The sequence below is a fragment of the Candidatus Paceibacterota bacterium genome, from assembly GCA_041663045.1.
GTDB lineage: Bacteria > Patescibacteriota > Minisyncoccia > Phycocordibacterales > GWA1-40-21 > Bog-1340.
In genome coordinates this window covers 40,861-59,487 of record JBAZRH010000002.1, presented here as the reverse complement: position 1 = coordinate 59,487, position 18,627 = coordinate 40,861, and the positions used below count along the sequence as shown (strand labels likewise).

Annotated in this window: 15 protein-coding genes; 12 read left to right on the top strand and 3 right to left on the bottom strand. The window is 39.3% G+C overall.

Annotated elements, in window-relative coordinates; translation table 11 throughout:
• The first annotated feature begins 22 nt into the window (after positions 1-22).
• From WC631_02500 to WC631_02470, 7 genes are all read left to right on the top strand, one after another.
• The gene (locus tag WC631_02500) at positions 23-481 is read left to right on the top strand and encodes a hypothetical protein (GenBank protein MFA6227318.1); all 459 of its coding nucleotides are present in this window, start codon (positions 23-25) and stop codon (positions 479-481) included.
• A gap of 145 nt (positions 482-626) precedes the next feature.
• The gene (locus WC631_02495; GenBank protein MFA6227317.1) at positions 627-1,895 is read left to right on the top strand and encodes a pitrilysin family protein; all 1,269 of its coding nucleotides are present in this window, start codon (positions 627-629) and stop codon (positions 1,893-1,895) included.
• A gap of 175 nt (positions 1,896-2,070) precedes the next feature.
• Positions 2,071-2,577, top strand: coding sequence for a 30S ribosomal protein S6 (locus WC631_02490; GenBank protein MFA6227316.1), 507 nt, complete (start codon positions 2,071-2,073; stop codon positions 2,575-2,577).
• A gap of 9 nt (positions 2,578-2,586) precedes the next feature.
• Complete coding sequence (gene ssb, locus WC631_02485) at positions 2,587-3,042, top strand: single-stranded DNA-binding protein (GenBank protein MFA6227315.1); 456 nt, start codon at positions 2,587-2,589, stop codon at positions 3,040-3,042.
• Positions 3,043-3,053: 11 nt separating this feature from the next.
• Positions 3,054-3,254, top strand: coding sequence for a 30S ribosomal protein S18 (rpsR, locus tag WC631_02480; GenBank protein ID MFA6227314.1), 201 nt, complete (start codon positions 3,054-3,056; stop codon positions 3,252-3,254).
• Positions 3,255-3,323: 69 nt separating this feature from the next.
• The gene (locus WC631_02475; GenBank protein MFA6227313.1) at positions 3,324-3,890 is read left to right on the top strand and encodes an elongation factor P; all 567 of its coding nucleotides are present in this window, start codon (positions 3,324-3,326) and stop codon (positions 3,888-3,890) included.
• A 405-nt stretch (positions 3,891-4,295) separates the two neighbouring features.
• Positions 4,296-4,841 (top strand): hypothetical protein, encoded by a 546-nt coding sequence (locus WC631_02470; protein ID MFA6227312.1) that lies wholly within the window; start codon positions 4,296-4,298, stop codon positions 4,839-4,841.
• Between the two features lie 118 nt (positions 4,842-4,959).
• On the opposite strand, the gene recA is transcribed toward WC631_02470, so the two are convergent.
• The 3 genes from recA to WC631_02455 all read right to left on the bottom strand — a co-directional run bounded on the left by recA (position 4,960) and on the right by WC631_02455 (position 8,697).
• Positions 4,960-5,934 (bottom strand): recombinase RecA, encoded by a 975-nt coding sequence (recA, locus tag WC631_02465; protein MFA6227311.1) that lies wholly within the window; start codon positions 5,932-5,934, stop codon positions 4,960-4,962.
• A 142-nt stretch (positions 5,935-6,076) separates the two neighbouring features.
• Complete coding sequence (locus tag WC631_02460; GenBank protein ID MFA6227310.1) at positions 6,077-6,430, bottom strand: hypothetical protein; 354 nt, start codon at positions 6,428-6,430, stop codon at positions 6,077-6,079.
• Positions 6,427-8,697 (bottom strand): DNA translocase FtsK 4TM domain-containing protein, encoded by a 2,271-nt coding sequence (locus tag WC631_02455; GenBank protein MFA6227309.1) that lies wholly within the window; start codon positions 8,695-8,697, stop codon positions 6,427-6,429. Before WC631_02455 ends, WC631_02460 begins: the two co-directional genes overlap by 4 nt.
• Before the next feature lie 392 nt (positions 8,698-9,089).
• On the opposite strand from WC631_02455, the gene WC631_02450 reads away from it, so the two are divergent.
• From WC631_02450 to WC631_02430, 5 genes are all read left to right on the top strand, one after another.
• Entirely contained in the window at positions 9,090-9,920 is an 831-nt protein-coding gene (locus WC631_02450) for a hypothetical protein (protein ID MFA6227308.1), read from the top strand.
• Between the two features lie 812 nt (positions 9,921-10,732).
• Positions 10,733-14,440, top strand: a complete 3,708-nt coding sequence (locus tag WC631_02445; GenBank protein ID MFA6227307.1) for a peptidoglycan-binding domain-containing protein — start codon at positions 10,733-10,735, stop codon at positions 14,438-14,440.
• 223 nt (positions 14,441-14,663) lie between these two features.
• Positions 14,664-16,445: a hypothetical protein gene (locus WC631_02440; GenBank protein MFA6227306.1), complete on the top strand. Its 1,782-nt coding sequence runs from the start codon at positions 14,664-14,666 to the stop codon at positions 16,443-16,445.
• A 46-nt stretch (positions 16,446-16,491) separates the two neighbouring features.
• Complete coding sequence (locus tag WC631_02435) at positions 16,492-16,881, top strand: hypothetical protein (GenBank protein MFA6227305.1); 390 nt, start codon at positions 16,492-16,494, stop codon at positions 16,879-16,881.
• 173 nt (positions 16,882-17,054) lie between these two features.
• Positions 17,055-18,587, top strand: coding sequence for a lamin tail domain-containing protein (locus tag WC631_02430; protein ID MFA6227304.1), 1,533 nt, complete (start codon positions 17,055-17,057; stop codon positions 18,585-18,587).
• Positions 18,588-18,627 lie beyond the last annotated feature (40 nt).

The following is an 18,627-nucleotide window of genomic DNA, read 5'->3' as shown; positions in this document are numbered from 1 at the left end:
GGAGGAATATATGAGCAGGATATTGTCAGTGTTGGTAGTCGAAATTCATTCCGGTAACCCGGATTTGAAAGAGGGAATGGAGCTCGCAAAAGAAATCTTCGGCGGTGTCTGGGCCGTACATGAGCACGGCGGGCTTAAACGAAACCAGACAGAAAGAGGCGTTCAAAAGCAAGGGTGTTCCCTAGACATCTGCGATGTACTGAATCTGCACAGCCTGTGTGTCTTGGTTCGGTATGCAAAAGTTCTGGCTGGTGGTCGTCTGGAGGTTCTTGACCATTCCAAAGTTAAGGACATGTGGTTTAAGCTATACGACGGCTCTCGTGAAGGCTTGATTTTTAAGGTCTGCAGGCGTGGTAAATTGTTCATTCCTGAAATAAGGAAACAATACCACAGTCTTATCTCCAAGGAATCTGCCAATAAGCGGACATTGAGTAAATTGGAGCGTATAGCTGCCGAAGAATCAATCAGTCTGGCTACGTGATTCTGTGGCGATTCAATAGCGATCGGTCGAGTGACCGGTCGCTTTTTTTATTTATTATTTCCCCCAATCTGTGATATATTTATTACATCGTATTGGTCTCCGATTTTTATTCGTAGCCATTCGTAATATTCGCATAATTATTCGTATGTTATACACAAAGAAAATTCTAAAAAATGGTTTGAGGATTATCACTATTCCGATGAAGGAGAATCCGACAGCGACAGTGCTTGTCCTTGTCGAAGCCGGTTCAAAATATGAAAATAAAGAAAATAACGGCATTTCCCATTTTCTTGAGCATATGTGTTTCAAAGGCACAGTGAAGCGCCCCACTGCTTCAGATATTTCAAAAGAGCTAGATGGTATCGGCTCGCATTACAATGCTTTTACATCTCAAGAATACACAGGATATTATGCAAAGGCCGACTATAAGAATATAGATAAGATTTTGGATGTTGTATCTGATATTTATTTAAATCCCGTCTTTCCAGAAAAAGAAATGGAAAAGGAAAAGGGTGTGATTGTGGAGGAGATAAACATGATAAATGATATCCCACAGCACAAAGTTCAATATGAATTTCTAAAACTTCTCTATGGTAATCAGCCCGCTGGATGGAGTATAGCCGGCCCGAAAGAAAATATTTTGAAGACAAAACGCGCAGATTTTATAGACTACAGGAACAAGCACTATGTCGCCAAGGCTACCACCGTCATCGTTGCGGGTAGATTCAATGAAAAAGATATTATCAAGAAAATAACTCTCGCTTTCAAAAATGTCGGCAAGTGGAAGAAAGAAGAAAAGAAGAAAGTGATTGAATCTCAAAAAGCTCCGCAAGTTTCTGTATTTTATAAAGACACCGATCAGTCACATATAGTGCTTGGTGTTCGCACTTTTGATACTTACAATAAATATAACGGCATTTTGAGAGTGCTTACGGCTGTGCTTTCAGGAGGTATGAGCTCAAGACTTTTTCAGAAAATGAGAGAAGATCTTGGTATTTGTTATTATGTCCGTGCGGAGAACGATGCACTTACAGATCACGGTGTTTTTGGTGTCTCTGCTGGTCTTGATAGTAAGAGAATAAAAGAGGGGATTACAGCAATACTCGCCGAGCTTAAGAAGGTAAAGACAGAGCTTGTCGGTCAAGATGAATTGAATAAGGTTAAACAGTGCTTGATTGGCAGACTCAATCTTGGTCTTGAATCGTCAGATGATATTGCTGACTTTTATGGTTTTCAAGAAATTTTGAGAAAAGATATGAAAAATCCGGATGATATTATAAAAGAGATAAAGTCTGTAAAGGCAGAGGACATAAAATATGTTGCCGAAAGGATTTTCAAAAATGAAAGTTTGAATCTTTCAATCGTCGGTAAGTTCAAAGATACAAAAGAGTTTGAGAATATTTTGAAGTTTTAGAATAGGCTCGCTCAACAGTATCCTTTTTGGAGCACGCATAATTTTCTGCTGAAAATTTGCTCCCTCTCATGCCGTCGCATTCCGAGAGTCTCCAAAAAGGATACTATTTCGCTCGCCTACAAAGGATCATATTCTCCCGTTGCTTTTTAAAAAATATTGTGCTAATCTTACGCGCATGAGTAAAAAGGAAAAAGTAGTCAAAAATAACGAGGAAAAGGTATACGAAATCGGATACCATGTCATTTCTTCTGTTGCAGAAGAGGGAATACCCGCTGAAGTAGAGAAAGTAAAAGCCATCTTGAACAAAGAGAAAGCCGAAATCATATCCGAAGAAATTCCTAAACTAAGACCTCTTGCATATTCAATAAAGAAAGCCTTCGGAGGTCAGTATAAGACCTTTGATAAAGCATATTTTGGCTGGATTAAGTTTAATCTTCCCCTTAGCGGAGATATAACAAAGATAGAATCTGCGTTAAAAGGAAGTGATACTCTTTTGAGATATTTGGTAATAAAAACTATTAGAGGAAACACAATGTATTCTCCCAAGATTACAGTATTTTCTGACAAAGAAGCAAAGATAAAACCAATGGCAGTAAAAGAAGCGAAAGAAGCAAAGCCAGCATCTATCGAAGAAATAGATAAATCAATAGATGAGCTTGTGTCAGAAGAGGTAAAAGTATAATATATAAGTATGTATTTAAACAAAGCATTTGTCATAGGGAATCTTACAAGAGATCCAGAACTCAAATCACTTCCATCTGGTATTCAGGTAGCATCATTTTCTGTCGCCACAAATAGAGTATGGAAAGACAAAAATGGTGTTAAGCAAGAATCTGCAGATTTTCACAACATAGTAGTATTTGGTAGACAGGCAGAGACCACAGCTCAATATTTGAAGAAGGGTAGCAATGTTTTGGTTGAAGGTAGAATGCAGACAAGAAGTTGGGAGACAGAAGGGAAGAAAAATTATAGGACGGAGATAGTAGCGGACAGAGTGCAGTTTGGGCCAAGAGTTGGTGGAGGTGGTGGTATCCCGTCAGGTAAGCCAGTAGAAGCAAGCTCAACGGCTCCAAAGGCGAAAGCACCAGAGATGGATACCATAGAATATCCAACAGAAGAGATTAATCCAGAAGACATTCCATTTTAAAAATAAAATATATGAAGCAGTGCTTTTTTTCACAAAATAATATTAAACAAATAGACTACAAAGATGTAGAGCTTCTTAAGAAGTTCTTGAATCCCCATGCAAGAGTGCAGGGTAAAAAGAAGACTTATGTTTCTGCAAGAAGCCAAAGACAGCTCGCTCAAGCAGTAAAAAGAGCCAGATTTATGGCACTTATACCTTATCTAGCTCGCTAATTAATAGTTTTTAGGAAATTTTTTCTATAACAGCTAGAAACTAACACCTAATACCTAACTAAAATGGGAATGCTTGAGTATAATGAAGTCGTAGAGAAGAAGTTTATAATTCATGAGGGTCAGCCTTATGAAATTTTAAATTCCCATGTTTTTAGAAAACAACAGAGAAAACCAGTAAATGCCGTGAAGATGAAGAATATGATTACAGGTAAAGTTACTGAGGTTTCTTATCATGTCTCTGAAAGGGTGGAGGAAGCGGAAATAGATTATAAGGATGCCAAGTTTTTATACACAAATAAAGGTAAATTTTTCTTCTGTGATCCAAAAAATCCGGCGGATAGATTTGAGATTGGTGAAGATCTTATCGGAACTCCAGGAAAGTTTTTGAAACCAAACAGTGAAGTTGAGACAATGATTTTTGAAGAAAAGATTATCGGAGTAAAGATACCTATAAAAGTAGAGCTGAAAGTGACAGATGCTCCTCCGGCAGTGAAAGGGGACACTTCAAGTGGTGGCACAAAACAGATTACTCTTGAGACCGGAGCTATTATCTTGGCACCACTGTTTATCACAGAAGGTGAATTGATCGCGGTAAATACAGAGACGGGGGATTATGCGGGGAGGGTCAATAGCTAGGCAGAAGTTAAAAGTTCATAAAGTTTTTAAAGTATAAAGAAAGAGGGGTTTCGCTTCGCGAAACCCCTCTTCTGTCATCCCATTGAAGAATGGGATCCAGGAATCAGAAAAGTCTGGATTCCGGCCTACGCCGGAATGACAATCGGGGAGGATTGCAATGACGAGGAATCGCCAGAAAAGGGCTTCTCGAAGCCATTTTTGGGCTGTTTCTATAACAAAATGCGAAAAAGTTTGACAAATGGGTTCAAAAGGTGTATACTAGTAGGATAGTTCTTTGATAAGCACTTGGAGTTTTAGCTATAGCAGAAAGTTGATTATATCTTAGTCATCTTTCTGCTATAGCACAAAACCGTGTGGTGAAAAGCTGTAGCAGTAAACAAAAAAAGAAAGTCGAAGGAGAAAGTTGTGAAAACAAACGATACCCTAGACGGAGTTACTGCAGGATTCGTAGCGGCCATTGCAAATGCACTAAGTCGGAACATCAGTTGTGATCGGATGAAAGAGCTCATCGGGAATCCAGAGAAGTTGCGGAAACTTCTGCTCCCCGTCGCCAAGGATGATTATATATTCCTGATGCGGGAGATCGCTCGCCTGAGACCCAATGGAATAGCTGATTTGTGGAGATTGGCGTGCGTTCGCAACTGTGAGTGGCGTGCAAGCCCGCCGACAGTAAGAAACCTTCTTAAAGAAGCTTATGAGAGGAAATACTCACTTCTGAATGAAGAACAGGCTAAACACCTATGTGAGCTCGCGGCCGGGTATTTATACTATTGGGTCGCGTTTCCTTACATTAAATCTGGGAAGATTCGCATATGCAAGCCGACCGTCGAACAGACTGGTGGTATATGTGATATCGCAGTAGACCTGGACAAAATAGATGGACAACTCGAAAATGTCACGTACTTCTTTATGAGTGGGTGGCACGATCGGTCCGACGGCTTCAAGTGCTGAATACACTGCCGACTCGAATGACAACGGAAAACTGCCGTGTCATTACGAGCGGCAGTTTTCTTTTTGTAAATTCTTATACAAGAGGCGGGTGCGAAACGCCCGCCCTTTTTGTATTTTTTTATATCTCTTTCAATTTCTCTCTTATCACTTTCAATATATTATCTGCGACTTTTGGACTCTCTTTTAAGAATGTTCTTGCAGAATCATAACCACGGCCGATCTTCTCACCATTGTATTCATAAGAAGAGCCGGATTTTTTGACTATGCCCATCTTCTCACCGAGGGCGAGCATTTCACCTTCTTTTGAAATACCTTCGTTATACATAAGGTCAAATTCTGTTTGTTTGAAAGGTGCTGCCACTTTATTTTTCACAACTTTCACTCTCACTCGTCCGCCCATTATTTCTTCGCCTTTCTTTATCTGTGCGATTCTCCTGATATCAAGCCTTACCGAAGTATAAAACTTCAAAGCTTTTCCACCTGGAGTTGTCTCCGGATTGCCAAACATTACACCTATCTGCATTCTGATTTGATTTATGAATATTACTATTGTCTTTGACTTCGCCACTATCGCGGTGAGCTTTCTAAGTGCTTGCGACATAAGCCTTGCTTGCTTACCGACATGATACGCTCCCATATCGCCTTCGATTTCATCTTTCGGTGTAAGTGCAGCCACAGAGTCTATGACAATGACATCCATTTTGCCGGAGCGAACCAAGCTGTCCACAATATCAAGTCCTTGCTCGCCTGTATCTGGCTGGGAAATCAAAAGCTCATCGAGCTTTACGCCAAGTTTCTTTGCATACTCTGGGTCCATAGCATGTTCTGCGTCTATATAAGCGCAAATACCTCCTATCTTTTGTGCTTCAGCTACTACATGAAGTGCCAAAGTGGTCTTTCCTGAAGATTCTGGGCCAAATATCTCAACTATTCTTCCACGGGGAAGCCCACCAACACCAAGTGCCGCATCAAGGCCGATAGAGCCAGTTGGAATGGAATTTACATTTACTTTTGGTTTTTCTCCAAGCATCATTATCGCTTCATCACCAAATTTTGTCTTGATAGCCTGCATCGCATCTTCAATCTTACTCATACTAGCTTTGCTAGGTTTATTTTCTGTGCTTTTTCCTTCAGTAGTAACGTCTTCTCTTACTTCTTCTTCAATCTTTTTTTCTTTTATTTTTTTTGCCATTTTTTTAAAATTATAATTGTCTTCATTTTATCACACTTACAAATCACTTGTAAACGATTTCAAGCGTTTTTTCTGTCTTTCTATTAAACTTATCGCTTGCTTTTAGTGTTATAAGATTATACCCATAAGATAGAAGGATTTTTTCATCGAAATTACCAGTTTCATCTATAAAGATTTTCCTGTCATTCATACTTATATCCTTAATATTTTCTGCTTTACCCAATATATTAACAAAAGATTCAGATACAAGGGAACCATTTTTTGGTGTAAGAATTGTTATTCTTGGTCCATAGGCTATTCTCTGTACCTCATAAAGAGCATAGCAAACTACGAACAGAGTAAAAGTACTTATTGAAATTATCTTTATCCATTTTCTTGTTTTATGCCTATCGGTCATAGATAATCTCCATCTTTATGTTCCACTCCAGCTTCTGCTATTTGCTCTTTCAACTTATTTTCTTCTGCTTCGGCTGCACTTCCTACGAGTACATCCCTTGGCTTGGCACCATCGCCCGGACCTATAATACCCCTTTGTTCAAGCATATCCATAATTCTTGCTGCCCTAGCGTATCCTAGGCGCAACTTTCTTTGAATATATGAAGTGGAAGCCTTGCCAGCTTTTATAACCTCATCTTTCGCTTGTTCATACATGTCGTCGTCTTCACCCATCTCTCCGGCCTCAAGCATGGAGCCGAGGGCGTCGCTGTTTTCTCCGCCGACAGATTCAGGTGTAAGGTTTAATTCTCCGCCAATAAGCTCATCCCTATATGCATTTACTAAATATTTTACAACCCCCTTGACTTCTGCTTCAGAGATAAAGGCTGACTGGATTCTTACGGGCTTTGACATTTCTCCACCGAGATAAAGCATGTCTCCGGCACCAAGGAGTTTTTCTGCACCGCTTGTGTCTAGAATAGTTCTTGAATCAACCTGCGATACCACCTGAAGGGCTATTCTTGCAGGAACATTTGCTTTAATAAGCCCTGTAATAACATTTACGGAAGGTCTTTGTGTTGAGAGTATGAGGTGAATACCGACGGCACGTGACATTTGTGCGAGACGAACTATGGCAGATTCAAGTTCTCTCGGGTAAGACATCATAATATCAGCAAGCTCGTCTATAACGACAATGATGTAAGGCATAAGCTCTGGTGCTGTATGTTTCTCTGGGTCATATTGTCCCTTTTTCTTGAGTTCCTCTATTTTCTTCAACTCCGGAGAGAGAATGTTTTTATGATATGAATCTATATCTTTACATGCTTCTGCTTCTAAAATATCATATCTGCGATCCATTTCTTTTGTCGCCCATTTCAAAGCGAGGATAGTTTTCTTGGCTTCTGTGATAACTGGTGTTAAAAGATGAGGGATTTTATTGTACAAGGTAAGTTCCACACGCTTTGGGTCTATCATTATGAATTTAAGATTCTCTGGGGAATTCCTATAAAGTAGGGAAGTGATGATAGTGTGAATTGTGACAGATTTACCGGAACCGGTCGATCCTGCCACAAGAACATGGGGCATTTTAGCCAAGTTTGCATAATGTGATTTACCGGAAATACCTTTTCCTAGGGTGATCATAAGGGGCTTTTCCGATTTCTGGAATTCTTCAGTACCGATAAGAGAGGCAAGGCCTACGATAGATTTTACTGTATTTGGTATTTCAATACCTACGAGTGATTTACCTGGTATAGGAGCTTCGATTCTAAGTGGATGAGCTGCTAAAGCAAGGGCGAGGTCATTTTGTAAGCCGACTATTCTTGAAAGTTTCATGCCCTCTGCGGGTTTAAATGCATATCTTGTGATAGATGGGCCGATAGAGACTTCATCCATTTCTACATCAATACCGAAATTCTGTAGTGTACGTTTTATAATATTTGCATTTGCTTTTATGTCACCAACTCCTGGCTTGCCTTTGTCATTTTCAAGCAGGGATAGTGGAGGGGGAGTGTATTGTGTGTTGCCCACAGCTCTTGGGGTCATTTTAAATTCTTCCTCTTCTTCAGACTTTCTTACAACAACAGCCCTAACTTGCCTTTTTGCTTTCTCGACTCTTTCTACGTCCTCCGTCTCTTCTTCAGAGTTATCTTCTCCTTTTGTGACTCGGAGCTTTTTCATATCCATTTTATTCTCTACTCCTTCTTTCTCAGTTTTCTTCCATTTTCTCCAGAACAATATCGATTCGACAGTTAACTTTGTCTCAAAAAGTACAAGGCAGGAGATAATAAGTACAGCGACAAGGATAATGGTGCTAGCATAGAAACCGAATAGTTTTAGAAGGGGAGTGGAGATGAGCCAACCGATCTTTCCACCTTGTGCTATCCAGTACGTCTTTGAGACGAGATCTATGAGACCAAGTCCAGAAATAAAGAAAAATATTCCACCAGTGACTTTTAGTTTATTAAATTCTCTTTCCTCAGCTTTCAGGAATGAGACAGATAGAAGAAAAAAGAAAAGGGGAATTAGGAAATATCCAATACCCAATAAAACAGAAAGTATATAATAAATCTTATCACCCACGACTCCTGCTTTAGAAAGAGATGCTAGGGTAAAAATTGCCGCAAGGACAAAAAAGGTTACCGCCCAGATTCCTTGTTTTGTTTCATTTTTTACACCGTGCCATAGGCCGGTTCTCTTTTCATTTTTTTCTTTTTGTTTGATAGCCATGATACTTAAATTATAACAAATTTTTTAACTTTTTTCTCCCTTCTCTTCACATCACAGCCCTTTAATAATTTTCAAGCAAGTGTATAACTACTTTTGTTGTGCGGAAACTCTCTCCTGCGGAGAGTTTCCTAATCCTCGGCGGTTTCCGCTGTGGCATAATTATGCCTTGTGATTACACTCGGCATAATTACACCACATCGTGCCAAGCAAACTCGCCTGCGGACACAACAAAAGTAGTTATACACTTACTGTCAACTTGCATCTTTTTTTGTCCCATATATAATGGACACAAATATTTGCTCGTCCTTAAAGATTTTTTAAGAGACATTACTTAAAAGACACTTTTGTTTTAAGGACATTTTATTAAAAGTCATTGTAATCAGCCAAACTTTATGGATAATCAAAATAACAATAATCAAATAGATCCAAATAATCAAAAGACGGCTATAAAAAAGGTTGATGCCAGTTTAATCTTTGGTGATGATTCTTATGGCCTTTTTATATATAAAAAGACAGAGAGACTTGTTGCTGGTATCTATCTCCTGACCAATTATTTGTCCGATAGGGAAGCTCTAAAATGGAATCTCCGAGAGTCAGCGAACACCCTTCTTTTTAAAGTCCTAGCATTGTCCGATAGGGTGTGGGGTGAAGATGGTATTAATAAAGAGATCCTAGTCTCAATCGGGGAGATGTTTTCAATGTTAAATATTACAAAAATAAGCAGTATGATTTCCGAAGTCAATTATGTAATTATTACAAATGAATTTGATAAACTGGCTGAATTTATATCTAGTTCGTCCAAGAATATGTCCTCCGCCAAGATTGCTTTTGGTAGCAATCTCTTTGACGGAGACTATAATTTTATCCCGACTCAGACTTATCAGGGCAGGACATTAGATGGACAGAAAGGGTTGGCGGGAAATTCAGGAGATTTTTATAAAGGACAGAAGGACATAAAGGACAACCATAATAGCTCTGTCTTTAACAAAATGACCGATATGAAAAAGAGTCCCACAGAAAAGAATATAAAGGACAAAGATAACAGACAAAACATTATAGTTTCAATGCTAAAGAGTGGATTGCACCTAACTATAAAGGATTTTGCTCAAAACATAAAAGATTGCAGTGAAAAGACAATTCAGAGAGAACTTTTGGCCCTAGTCTTAAAAGGTGTCTTAAAGAAAGAGGGTGAGCGTAGATGGTCTAAATATTACTTGTCCTAGAAGATCAATATTTTAGATTCCCCCACAAAAATCATCCCAAATATAAGCCTTGTCCATACTTAGGTGAAATACATCAGATGATTTTTGTGAGAGGTTCTGTGCTTTCTTGCATTTTGACCCCAAATATGCGACAATGCACCCTGTGGATTATGTATCAAAAACGGGCCGAAAAAGCCCATTTTGAGTTATCCACAGCTATAATTTTGCTAGATATTCTAGCAGGATATATAATATAGCTTGAGGTTTATGCATGGCGCCAAAAGCGCTATACTAAACCTTATGTAAGTTGGCTCAAAAGCTAGCTTACTCAGGCGACCCGAGAGGGATGTCTGATTTTCAGAAACGCTTTCATCGAGCTCGCTCAAGCTCGGTTGTCAGTGGTCGAGAACTTTGACAACAGAATATTCAGGATTACAGAAAGTCAGTTTAGTTTACGCAAACTAATCCAACTTTTTTGTGTCGAGCCATTCACGAAAAAACTTCTATCTGCTCAAGGTAGTTGTGTGAGTGGAAATATAAAAGAGTCGGAATAGTAGAAAGAAAGTCGTTTGCATTTTTGCCGGTGCAAATGTTAGCAGAGAGTTTAGGGAAGGTCAGTCCCGAAACTGGAAGCACAAAGGCTATCGTCAGTTTTAGAAGATTTGTTTTTAGTCGAAACATTTTTTCTAGTCTGCGGAGATCTTCGGATCAAATCAGATAATATTGACGTGATACTTCAAGAAATAATTCTTTCCAAATTATTAGCGGAGGACACAGTCCTTTATTATTAGTTAACTTAGGAAAAGATTTTTTTTGAAAAAATTAATTAGTTTATGATAATTACAAAATCAAAATTGGTAGCAGGCATTGTCGCTTTGACAATGGTTCTATCATTGGTTGGTGCTACATCAGCTTCAGCTTTGACAGCTCAAGAGATGCTTCAGTTGCTTATCGCAGCCGGAGTTATCGCTCCTGACAAAGCCGCCGCTGCTACAGCTGCATTGAATGCAGTTTCAGCTCCAGCTTCATCATCTTACACATTTGCTAAGGACCTTACAGTCGGAAGCAGAGGTGCAGATGTCACAGCATTGCAGAACTTGCTCGGAGTTTCTCCAGCAACAGGTTACTTTGGTTCATTGACCAAAGCCGCCGTCATTCAGTATCAGTTGTCAAAGGGTATTACACCCCCAGCTGGTTATGTTGGTCCTAAGACAAGAGCAGTATTGAATGCTTCTGTTACGACAACCACAACCACAACAACTATCCCATCTGGAACAGATTTGTCAGTCACATTGGCTGCCACATCACCAGCTGCTGGTTCAATAGTTGCCGGACAAGCTGCAGCAAATCTTGCCGAGTACACATTTAGAAACAACTCAGCTGCACCAGCCGTTGTTACAAATGTAACTCTACAGAGACTTGGCGTTTCAGCCGATACAACACTTTCAAATGTTTATTTGTTTGAAGGAGCTGTTAGATTGACAGATTCAGCCACAGTTTCATCTGGTAAGATTTCATTCAATTCAGGTGCAGGTTTGTTCACAGTTGCCCCTGGTACTTCAAAGACAATTTCAGTTAGATCAAATATTCTAACTGGTACATCAGGACAATTGGTTGCAGTAGCTCTTTCAGGAGTTACAGCTGGTAATGTAGCTGTTTCAGCTTCATACCCAATCGCAGGTGCTTCAATGAACATTTTCACTGCATCTGATATTTCCACAGTTACTTTGGCTTCAACTTCAGTTTCTACATCAGTACAAGCTGGAACATTGGGTCAAACAATCTGGGGTTCATCATTCTCACTCTCAGGAAAAGCAGTTTATCTTAGAAGCTTAGCTGTTAAGGTAATCGGTTCAGTTCCTGCAGATTCACTACAAAACATAAAATTGTTCGTTTCAGGAATACAAGTTGCTTCAGCTTCTGGTATAGATGCAAATGGTATGATCACTTTTGATCTAACATCAGCACCTTACAAGATTGATAGCAATAGAAGTCTTGAAATCAGAGCAGACGTTGTAAATGGTTCAAACAGAACATTCAGCGTTTCAATGCAGAACGTTGCCGATATCTCAATCATAGATTCAAACTACAATGTTGGAATCGCTGCTTTGGGAACACTTCCTACAACCAACACAATAACAATTTCAGCTGGTACATTGTCTATGTCACTTGACACAACATTGTCAGCCGGAAACGTTGTCTACGGTTCAACAGGTGTTACATTGGCAAGATACACAGCAAAAGCTTTTGGTGAGAATATGAAAGTTTCTTACCTTAACGTTGCTTCAACTCAAGATTTAACAAACGTCGCGATTTATGCAAACGGTGCTTCAATTTCAAGCACACAGAACGTTGCATCAACTTCAGCAACTTTGTTCAGCCTTGGTTCATCATTGATAATCAACGCAGGTCAGACAACAACTCTTGAGGTTAGAGGAGATCTAAAGAACTCAGCAGGCACAAGCATTGCTACAAGTTCTACGGTTTATGTTACTTTGAGTAGCTATACAAATAACACTCAGGGTTCATATTCATCCGCATTGACTTCATACCCTACAACAGCTCTTGTTGGTCCTACAATGACAGTTGTTGGTGGAACATTGACAGTTTCTAAGAATGCAGGATATTCAAACCAGACTCTTACTGCTAATACAAATGCAGTTAAAGTTGGTTCATTCATCTTGTCATCAAATTCTTCAGAAGCCGTTAGAGTTACAAGTGTAAAGGTTGGTTTGTCAGGTACAATGCCTACAACCGCTTTGTCAAACTTGAGAATTTCTGAGAGTTCACAGACAGTTACACCTCAAGCTTCAACAACATTTGGAACAGACTTTACAATCGCAGCCAACGGTTCAAAGACAGTTGATGTCTATGCCGATGTAGGCGCTATTGCTTCAGTCGCAAATGCTGCTGATACACAGACATTGGTTACAGCAACATCGACCCCATCTTCAGCTGGTAGAGCAGCTACGGGTACAGTTACATTCACAACAGGATATTTGGATATCGGTGATACTGTTTCTGTAAACGTTCAGGGTCAAAACTTCACATATACTTCATCAGTTGCTTCAACAACAGCAACAACATCGATTGCAGCTTTGGTTACTTACATAAATGCAGGAAGCAGTTATGTAACAGCCGCAACTACAACCAATGATCTTATCCTTCTTACAGCGATAACAGCAGGAACAGCTGCAAACAGCTATACTTTGGTCGCTTCAGAATCAGGTCATTTGGGTACAGTTTCAGCTAACAATGCAACTTTGGTTGGTGGTATTGCTCCTGTCGCACAAATTGCTTCAGTCACACCAGCAAACGTTGAAGTAGGAGATGTATTCACAGTAACAGTCGCTGGTACTTCAGTTAGCTATACAGCTGCTGCAGCTACAGTTGCAGATGTTACTGCCGGTTTGACAGCCGCAATCAATGCTAACGCAACAGTTGCAGCTCTCGTAACAGCAGTTGACGCTACAACAGCAGTCACAGTTACATCAGATACTACAAACTCAGCTACAGCTATTATTTCTGCAGCTACAAACGGTACACATAGCACAACAAACACATTGGCAGCAGCTTTGGAAGTCGTTGCCGCTGGAGTTACAAGCAATGTGGACGCTTCATCAGGAGTTGTAGGAGGTCAGACTCTTACAGTAGGATCAGGTACACTAGGTGCACCAACACGTGTTGCTACATCACCTTCAGCTAGATATGTTCTTGGTGGTACAACAGGTAGTTCAATTGCAACCTTTAACTTTAAGGCTACAGTTGGCGCTGCTACAATCAAGGAGTTGAGCTTCGTTATGAACCCAGCCGCTTCACCTGCAATCACTTCGATTACAGTTGGTGGAGTTACAAAGTCAGTTGCCCTCAGTGCTACAACAACAGTTTCTGGTCTAAACATTAATGTTCCAGTTACAAATGCTGGTACAGATGTTCCAGTTACAGTTGCTTACAACACAGTTGGTAACAATGGTATACCTTCAAACGTATCAGCTATCCTAAAACTTGGTACAGTCAAATATCAGTCAGGTAATACTGAAACAACAAGCAACGTATCCGTTTCTTCAAACGCTATGTATCCTGTTGCCGGTGTTCCTACAATTGATATTGTTGATAGCTCAAGCGCTTTGGCTAACGGTTCAACTGAGATTGCAAGAGTTGCATTCACAGTATCAGGAAGCCCTGTAAGAATTCGTGAAATTCCTATCAAGCTTTCATACGGTGCAACAGCAACAACAACAGCAGTTCAAATCTACGATGGTAGTACAGAAGTAGGTTCAACAACTGCTGCCATGAACGCTGACGGAACAGGAACTATAGTTCTTAACGATGGAGGATTTGTTCTTTCATCATCTAAGACCTTTAGACTTCTTGCTACAATCACCGGAGCTACAGCTGGTGTTGGAACAGACGCTGTTACAACACAACTCGGTGCTGCCGCAAGCTTCCTATGGGATGATGTAGAAGGAGATGTCACTACAGGTGTAGGAACATATATTCCTTCATACTCAACCACAGACACTTCTTTCATCTCAAACTAAAATTAACAAAACCTCTTGTGGTTCTATCTATAGGAATTCGCTATAGAAGAATAGGTTAAGAAAAAATCCGCCGAAAGGCGGATTTTTTCTTTGTCTAATTTAGCGTAGTTTTATTCATAATATATGGATAATAAAAGACCACCCCATGGGGTGGTCTTTTATTATCCACAGTTTTCAATATATTTGCTTTCCTTTGATATTGGATGGTATAATTATCTCAATTATGGATCCAGAAAATAACAAGCCAACCTTAATTAGAATCTTGTTGACTTTTATTGCTATTGTTATTTTATTTTCTGTTGCCTATTCTTTTCGTGATTCACTTAAACGTTTTTTTGGTGTAGCTACAATCTTCTATTCCGTAGAGGCAGAAAGAGCAAGACTTCCTGGTAATAACTGGACAGTTTCAACCACCTCCTCGGCAGTACACTATGCTTGGGGAGAAAATGTCGGCTGGATAGATTTTGCTCCAACAGGCGGTAGTATTTATGTTGCTGATGACGGTCTCTGGGGTTGGGTCTATGGAGAAAATATAGGTTGGATTTCTCTAAATTGTCATAATGATGAACAGACTTGTACAAGTGATGAATACGGTGTTGCCAATGATGGCGAGGGTCGGCTTTCTGGATATGCTTGGGGAGAAAATGTCGGCTGGATAGATTTTGGTACATCAACTTTAGGTTCAAGACCATACGGAGTTACAATAGATTCAAGCGGGGATTTTACAGGTTATGCTTATGGAGAAAATGTCGGCTGGATTTCTCTCAATTCTGCAAATGGTGGAGGTGTTGATTATAAAGTATCTACAAACTGGAGACATCAATCTGACCGCCCGCAATGTAATAATGGTATAGATGATGATAGTAATGGCATCACAGACTATTCTGCTGTTGGAGGGGATCCAGGATGTTCTTTACTTACAGATACTATAGAGAGAACTCCTCTCAAGAGTGAGAATCCAGATGAGCTAGCTCCGGTTATTACTGTTTATGATCCAACGGGCGGTGATCAATGGACTACAGGTAATGATTATAATATAAATTGGGAGCCGATTTCTACTTCCACAGATACATTTGTATATTTAATTAATGGAGGCTACGGAGAAGAGTATGCCCAACCCATTGGTTTTGGTAGTAGTACAGTAGCTAATCTGAAACACTTTGCTTCAGATGCAGATCTTCCAAAAGTCCTTGGAGCAAGTTGGAAAATAGCCGTATGTTCTGGTAAATATGACCCAAGCAATACTGCAAATTGTGGTTTTTCAGGGGTGGTGTATATAAATAGTGGCGGAAAGAAGGTAGATCCAAAACCTTCCATACCATTTATAGCAACCACAACAGAAAGTCCAAATATACCAGTTCCTTTAGCACCGATAAATACAGTCTCTTTGCCGGTAACGATCCCTCAATCTCTTAGACTTCCAGACTTACCAGTATTTAGTGGTAAAGGAAAAGGTGCCTTCACATTTATTCCCCAAATAACCACATTCCTTTTCTCTCCTCTTCCCGAACCACTGAAAAGCACATTAGATAAGTTTCCTAAATTAAAAGATTATTTGGCATCGGTTGGTATTTCCAGAGAACAAGATCTTGTATCAATAGGTATAAATCCTAAATCTTTACCTATGCCACAAGGAATTCCGCCAGAAGGATTATTTATATTAACAACAGGAAGTACAACATTGAGAGCAACGCTTTCAAGTGATTCAAACAGAAAGCTCTATGAGAATTTTAGAATTGCTTCAGGTACTCCCGTAACAATTTCCCTTGTACCTACTAAAAAAGGCGAGGTAACAGCCGTTTGGAATGATAAGATTATTAAATTCACACAAGACGGACCTTATGTGAGGGCAAATTTTGTTTCCGGAGTTCCAGGTAGAAATATTATAACAACATCGGCTTCACCCCTTACCCTTATAATAGAAGTAAAGGCACCAGTATTAAGACAAACAACCCCAACTGTAACACCTTGGTTGTCGAGGGTGCGAGGGTGGTTTGGTTTGTAGTATTGTGATATAATACATTTATAAATTATTAATTATTATTAAATATATGATAACGCTTCAGTCAGGTGTTCTAGATAGAACACGTTTAGTCTCAAACTTTCTCATGTTAGTCTTGGTATCTGGGAACATTTTTTTCAGTATTCAATATACAGAGAATCTTAAACAGCAACAGGTACAGAAAGAAGATAAAATCGGTACTAATATTCAGGTGTCCCGTTTTCTTAAGCTCTTTGTGGACATTGTTTTGAACACAAATGAAGGCCAACAGATCTCTTATGATGATCGTGTTCAACTAGAGAACGATGTAAGACAGATTAAAGACGCTGAAGTTATAGCACAATGGAATTCTTTCGTAGGGAGCAAAGACAGCAAGGTGGCACAGAAGAATGCGGTGGCTCTTATGAAGCTTCTTACAAACAAATTACTTATCGACTAATCAATATAACTAGCCGACCTGTATTTAACTTTAATAATAGAGCCTCCGTGCGTAAACCGGAGGTTTTATTTTGTGAGGATTTTATATAAAACACTTTCTCGAAATAGAATCTTTGCAAAAGTTATCCACAGTTTGCGAGTCGATAGAATAGAGTGGTAAAATGTTTCTCAATTATGCCCAAAAGATATAGTAGATTCTTCATTATTATGATTTTAATATTGACTGGTTTTTCATTTGCCCGACATGTGTCGGCCACTCTTCAAATTAATGAAATTATGTATGATGTAGATGGGTCAGATACAGACAGAGAATGGATAGAAGTATTTAACTCTAGTAATGAGGACTTAGATATTACAAAAGTTAAACTTTCTGAGGCTAATACTAATCACGGAGTAATTGCTTCAGACGGCAACAGTATTTTAGGTTCTATAGGTTATGCTGTTATTGCGGATAATCCTTCAAAATTTAGAACTAACTTTCCAGATTATAACGGTTTACTTTTTGATAGTACTTTTTCTCTTAGCAATGAAGGCGAGTTATTGTCGTTGAAAAATGAAGCGGGGACAATAGTGGATTCTGTAAATTATGATATCTCTATTGGGGCGAAAGGAGACGGTAAATCATTGCAAAAGGTTAATGGCGTATGGATTTCTGCTATCCCGACTCCTGGCGCAGAAAATACTGCTTCTGAAAACGCTACTACCACAGAAAATGTTGCAACTACAACAGAGAATACTGAAAAAGAGACTTCGACGAGCACAAGCAATACAAATCAGAGTACACAAACAATCACAAAGACCGCTATAAGATATGTTTCTGTACATTCAAGTCCAGAAGAATTGAGTGATTATGAAGAAAATTCAACATTCGATATTTCAGCAGGCAGAGAAAGAGTGTCCTATGTCGGTACGCCTATAAAATTCTTGGCAAAATATAAGACTTCTAAAGTCTCAGAATGTGGAACGCCAACCTTTTCTTGGTCTTTCGGAGATGGGACCAAAAATATTGGTTCAGAAGTGAATCATACATATATATACCCCGGTGAATATAATATTGTCTTAAACGGCTCTTGTGGGACAAGGAATTCTGTTTCTAGGACGGTTGTTAAGATATTAAGACCAGAAATCGCCTTTTCTTATCTCCCATCTGGTGATTTAAGATTTTCAAATATGGGCAAGACAGAGATAAATCTTGGTGACTGGAAGGTACGCGGAGATTCGGGAAGTTTTGAAATACCAGAAGATACTATTATAGGAGCAGGGAAGGAGGTGGTAATTTCAAAAGATTATTCAAGAGTGGATTCTGGAAATATTGTTATATCACTTTTTGATCCATCTGGCTCCTTAATCTCTAAAATTAGTTCATCGATTACGGTTGCAACCTCATCACAAATATCGATTGATACTAAGACCAAGTCTGATGACGTTGAAATAACAAAAGCACAAGCGGATGATTTTATTACAGAGTTTAAGAGAGTTTTTGCATCTCAAATGGCTGTTAATAAAGATATCAATACAGGGCCTAAATCACCATCTAAGCCGGACGGGGACATTCCTTCAATAAAGAATATCCAAGTGGCTTCTGTTGCCGAGGCGGTGTCTACTTTTGACGAAGCGAGCTCAACCGGTGGTTTTTGGAGGAAGTTTTTTGGTTTGCCAGTCTGGGGTGTAAAGGTGTTGGCAAAAGTTTTTTATGATATTGAATAATGTTATAATTAACGAGTAAACAATATGTTTAATAATACTT

Coding starts and splice junctions, on each gene's coding strand:
- WC631_02495 (MFA6227317.1), top strand. CDS start 627: ATGTTATACACAAAGAAAATTCTAAAAAATGGTTTGAGGATTATCACT.
- WC631_02490 (MFA6227316.1), top strand. CDS start 2,071: ATGAGTAAAAAGGAAAAAGTAGTCAAAAATAACGAGGAAAAGGTATAC.
- ssb (MFA6227315.1), top strand. CDS start 2,587: ATGTATTTAAACAAAGCATTTGTCATAGGGAATCTTACAAGAGATCCA.
- rpsR (MFA6227314.1), top strand. CDS start 3,054: ATGAAGCAGTGCTTTTTTTCACAAAATAATATTAAACAAATAGACTAC.
- WC631_02475 (MFA6227313.1), top strand. CDS start 3,324: ATGCTTGAGTATAATGAAGTCGTAGAGAAGAAGTTTATAATTCATGAG.
- recA (MFA6227311.1), bottom strand. CDS start 5,934: ATGAGTAAGATTGAAGATGCGATGCAGGCTATCAAGACAAAATTTGGT.
- WC631_02460 (MFA6227310.1), bottom strand. CDS start 6,430: ATGACCGATAGGCATAAAACAAGAAAATGGATAAAGATAATTTCAATA.
- WC631_02455 (MFA6227309.1), bottom strand. CDS start 8,697: ATGGCTATCAAACAAAAAGAAAAAAATGAAAAGAGAACCGGCCTATGG.
- WC631_02450 (MFA6227308.1), top strand. CDS start 9,090: ATGGATAATCAAAATAACAATAATCAAATAGATCCAAATAATCAAAAG.
- WC631_02445 (MFA6227307.1), top strand. CDS start 10,733: ATGATAATTACAAAATCAAAATTGGTAGCAGGCATTGTCGCTTTGACA.
- WC631_02440 (MFA6227306.1), top strand. CDS start 14,664: ATGGATCCAGAAAATAACAAGCCAACCTTAATTAGAATCTTGTTGACT.
- WC631_02435 (MFA6227305.1), top strand. CDS start 16,492: ATGATAACGCTTCAGTCAGGTGTTCTAGATAGAACACGTTTAGTCTCA.
- WC631_02430 (MFA6227304.1), top strand. CDS start 17,055: ATGCCCAAAAGATATAGTAGATTCTTCATTATTATGATTTTAATATTG.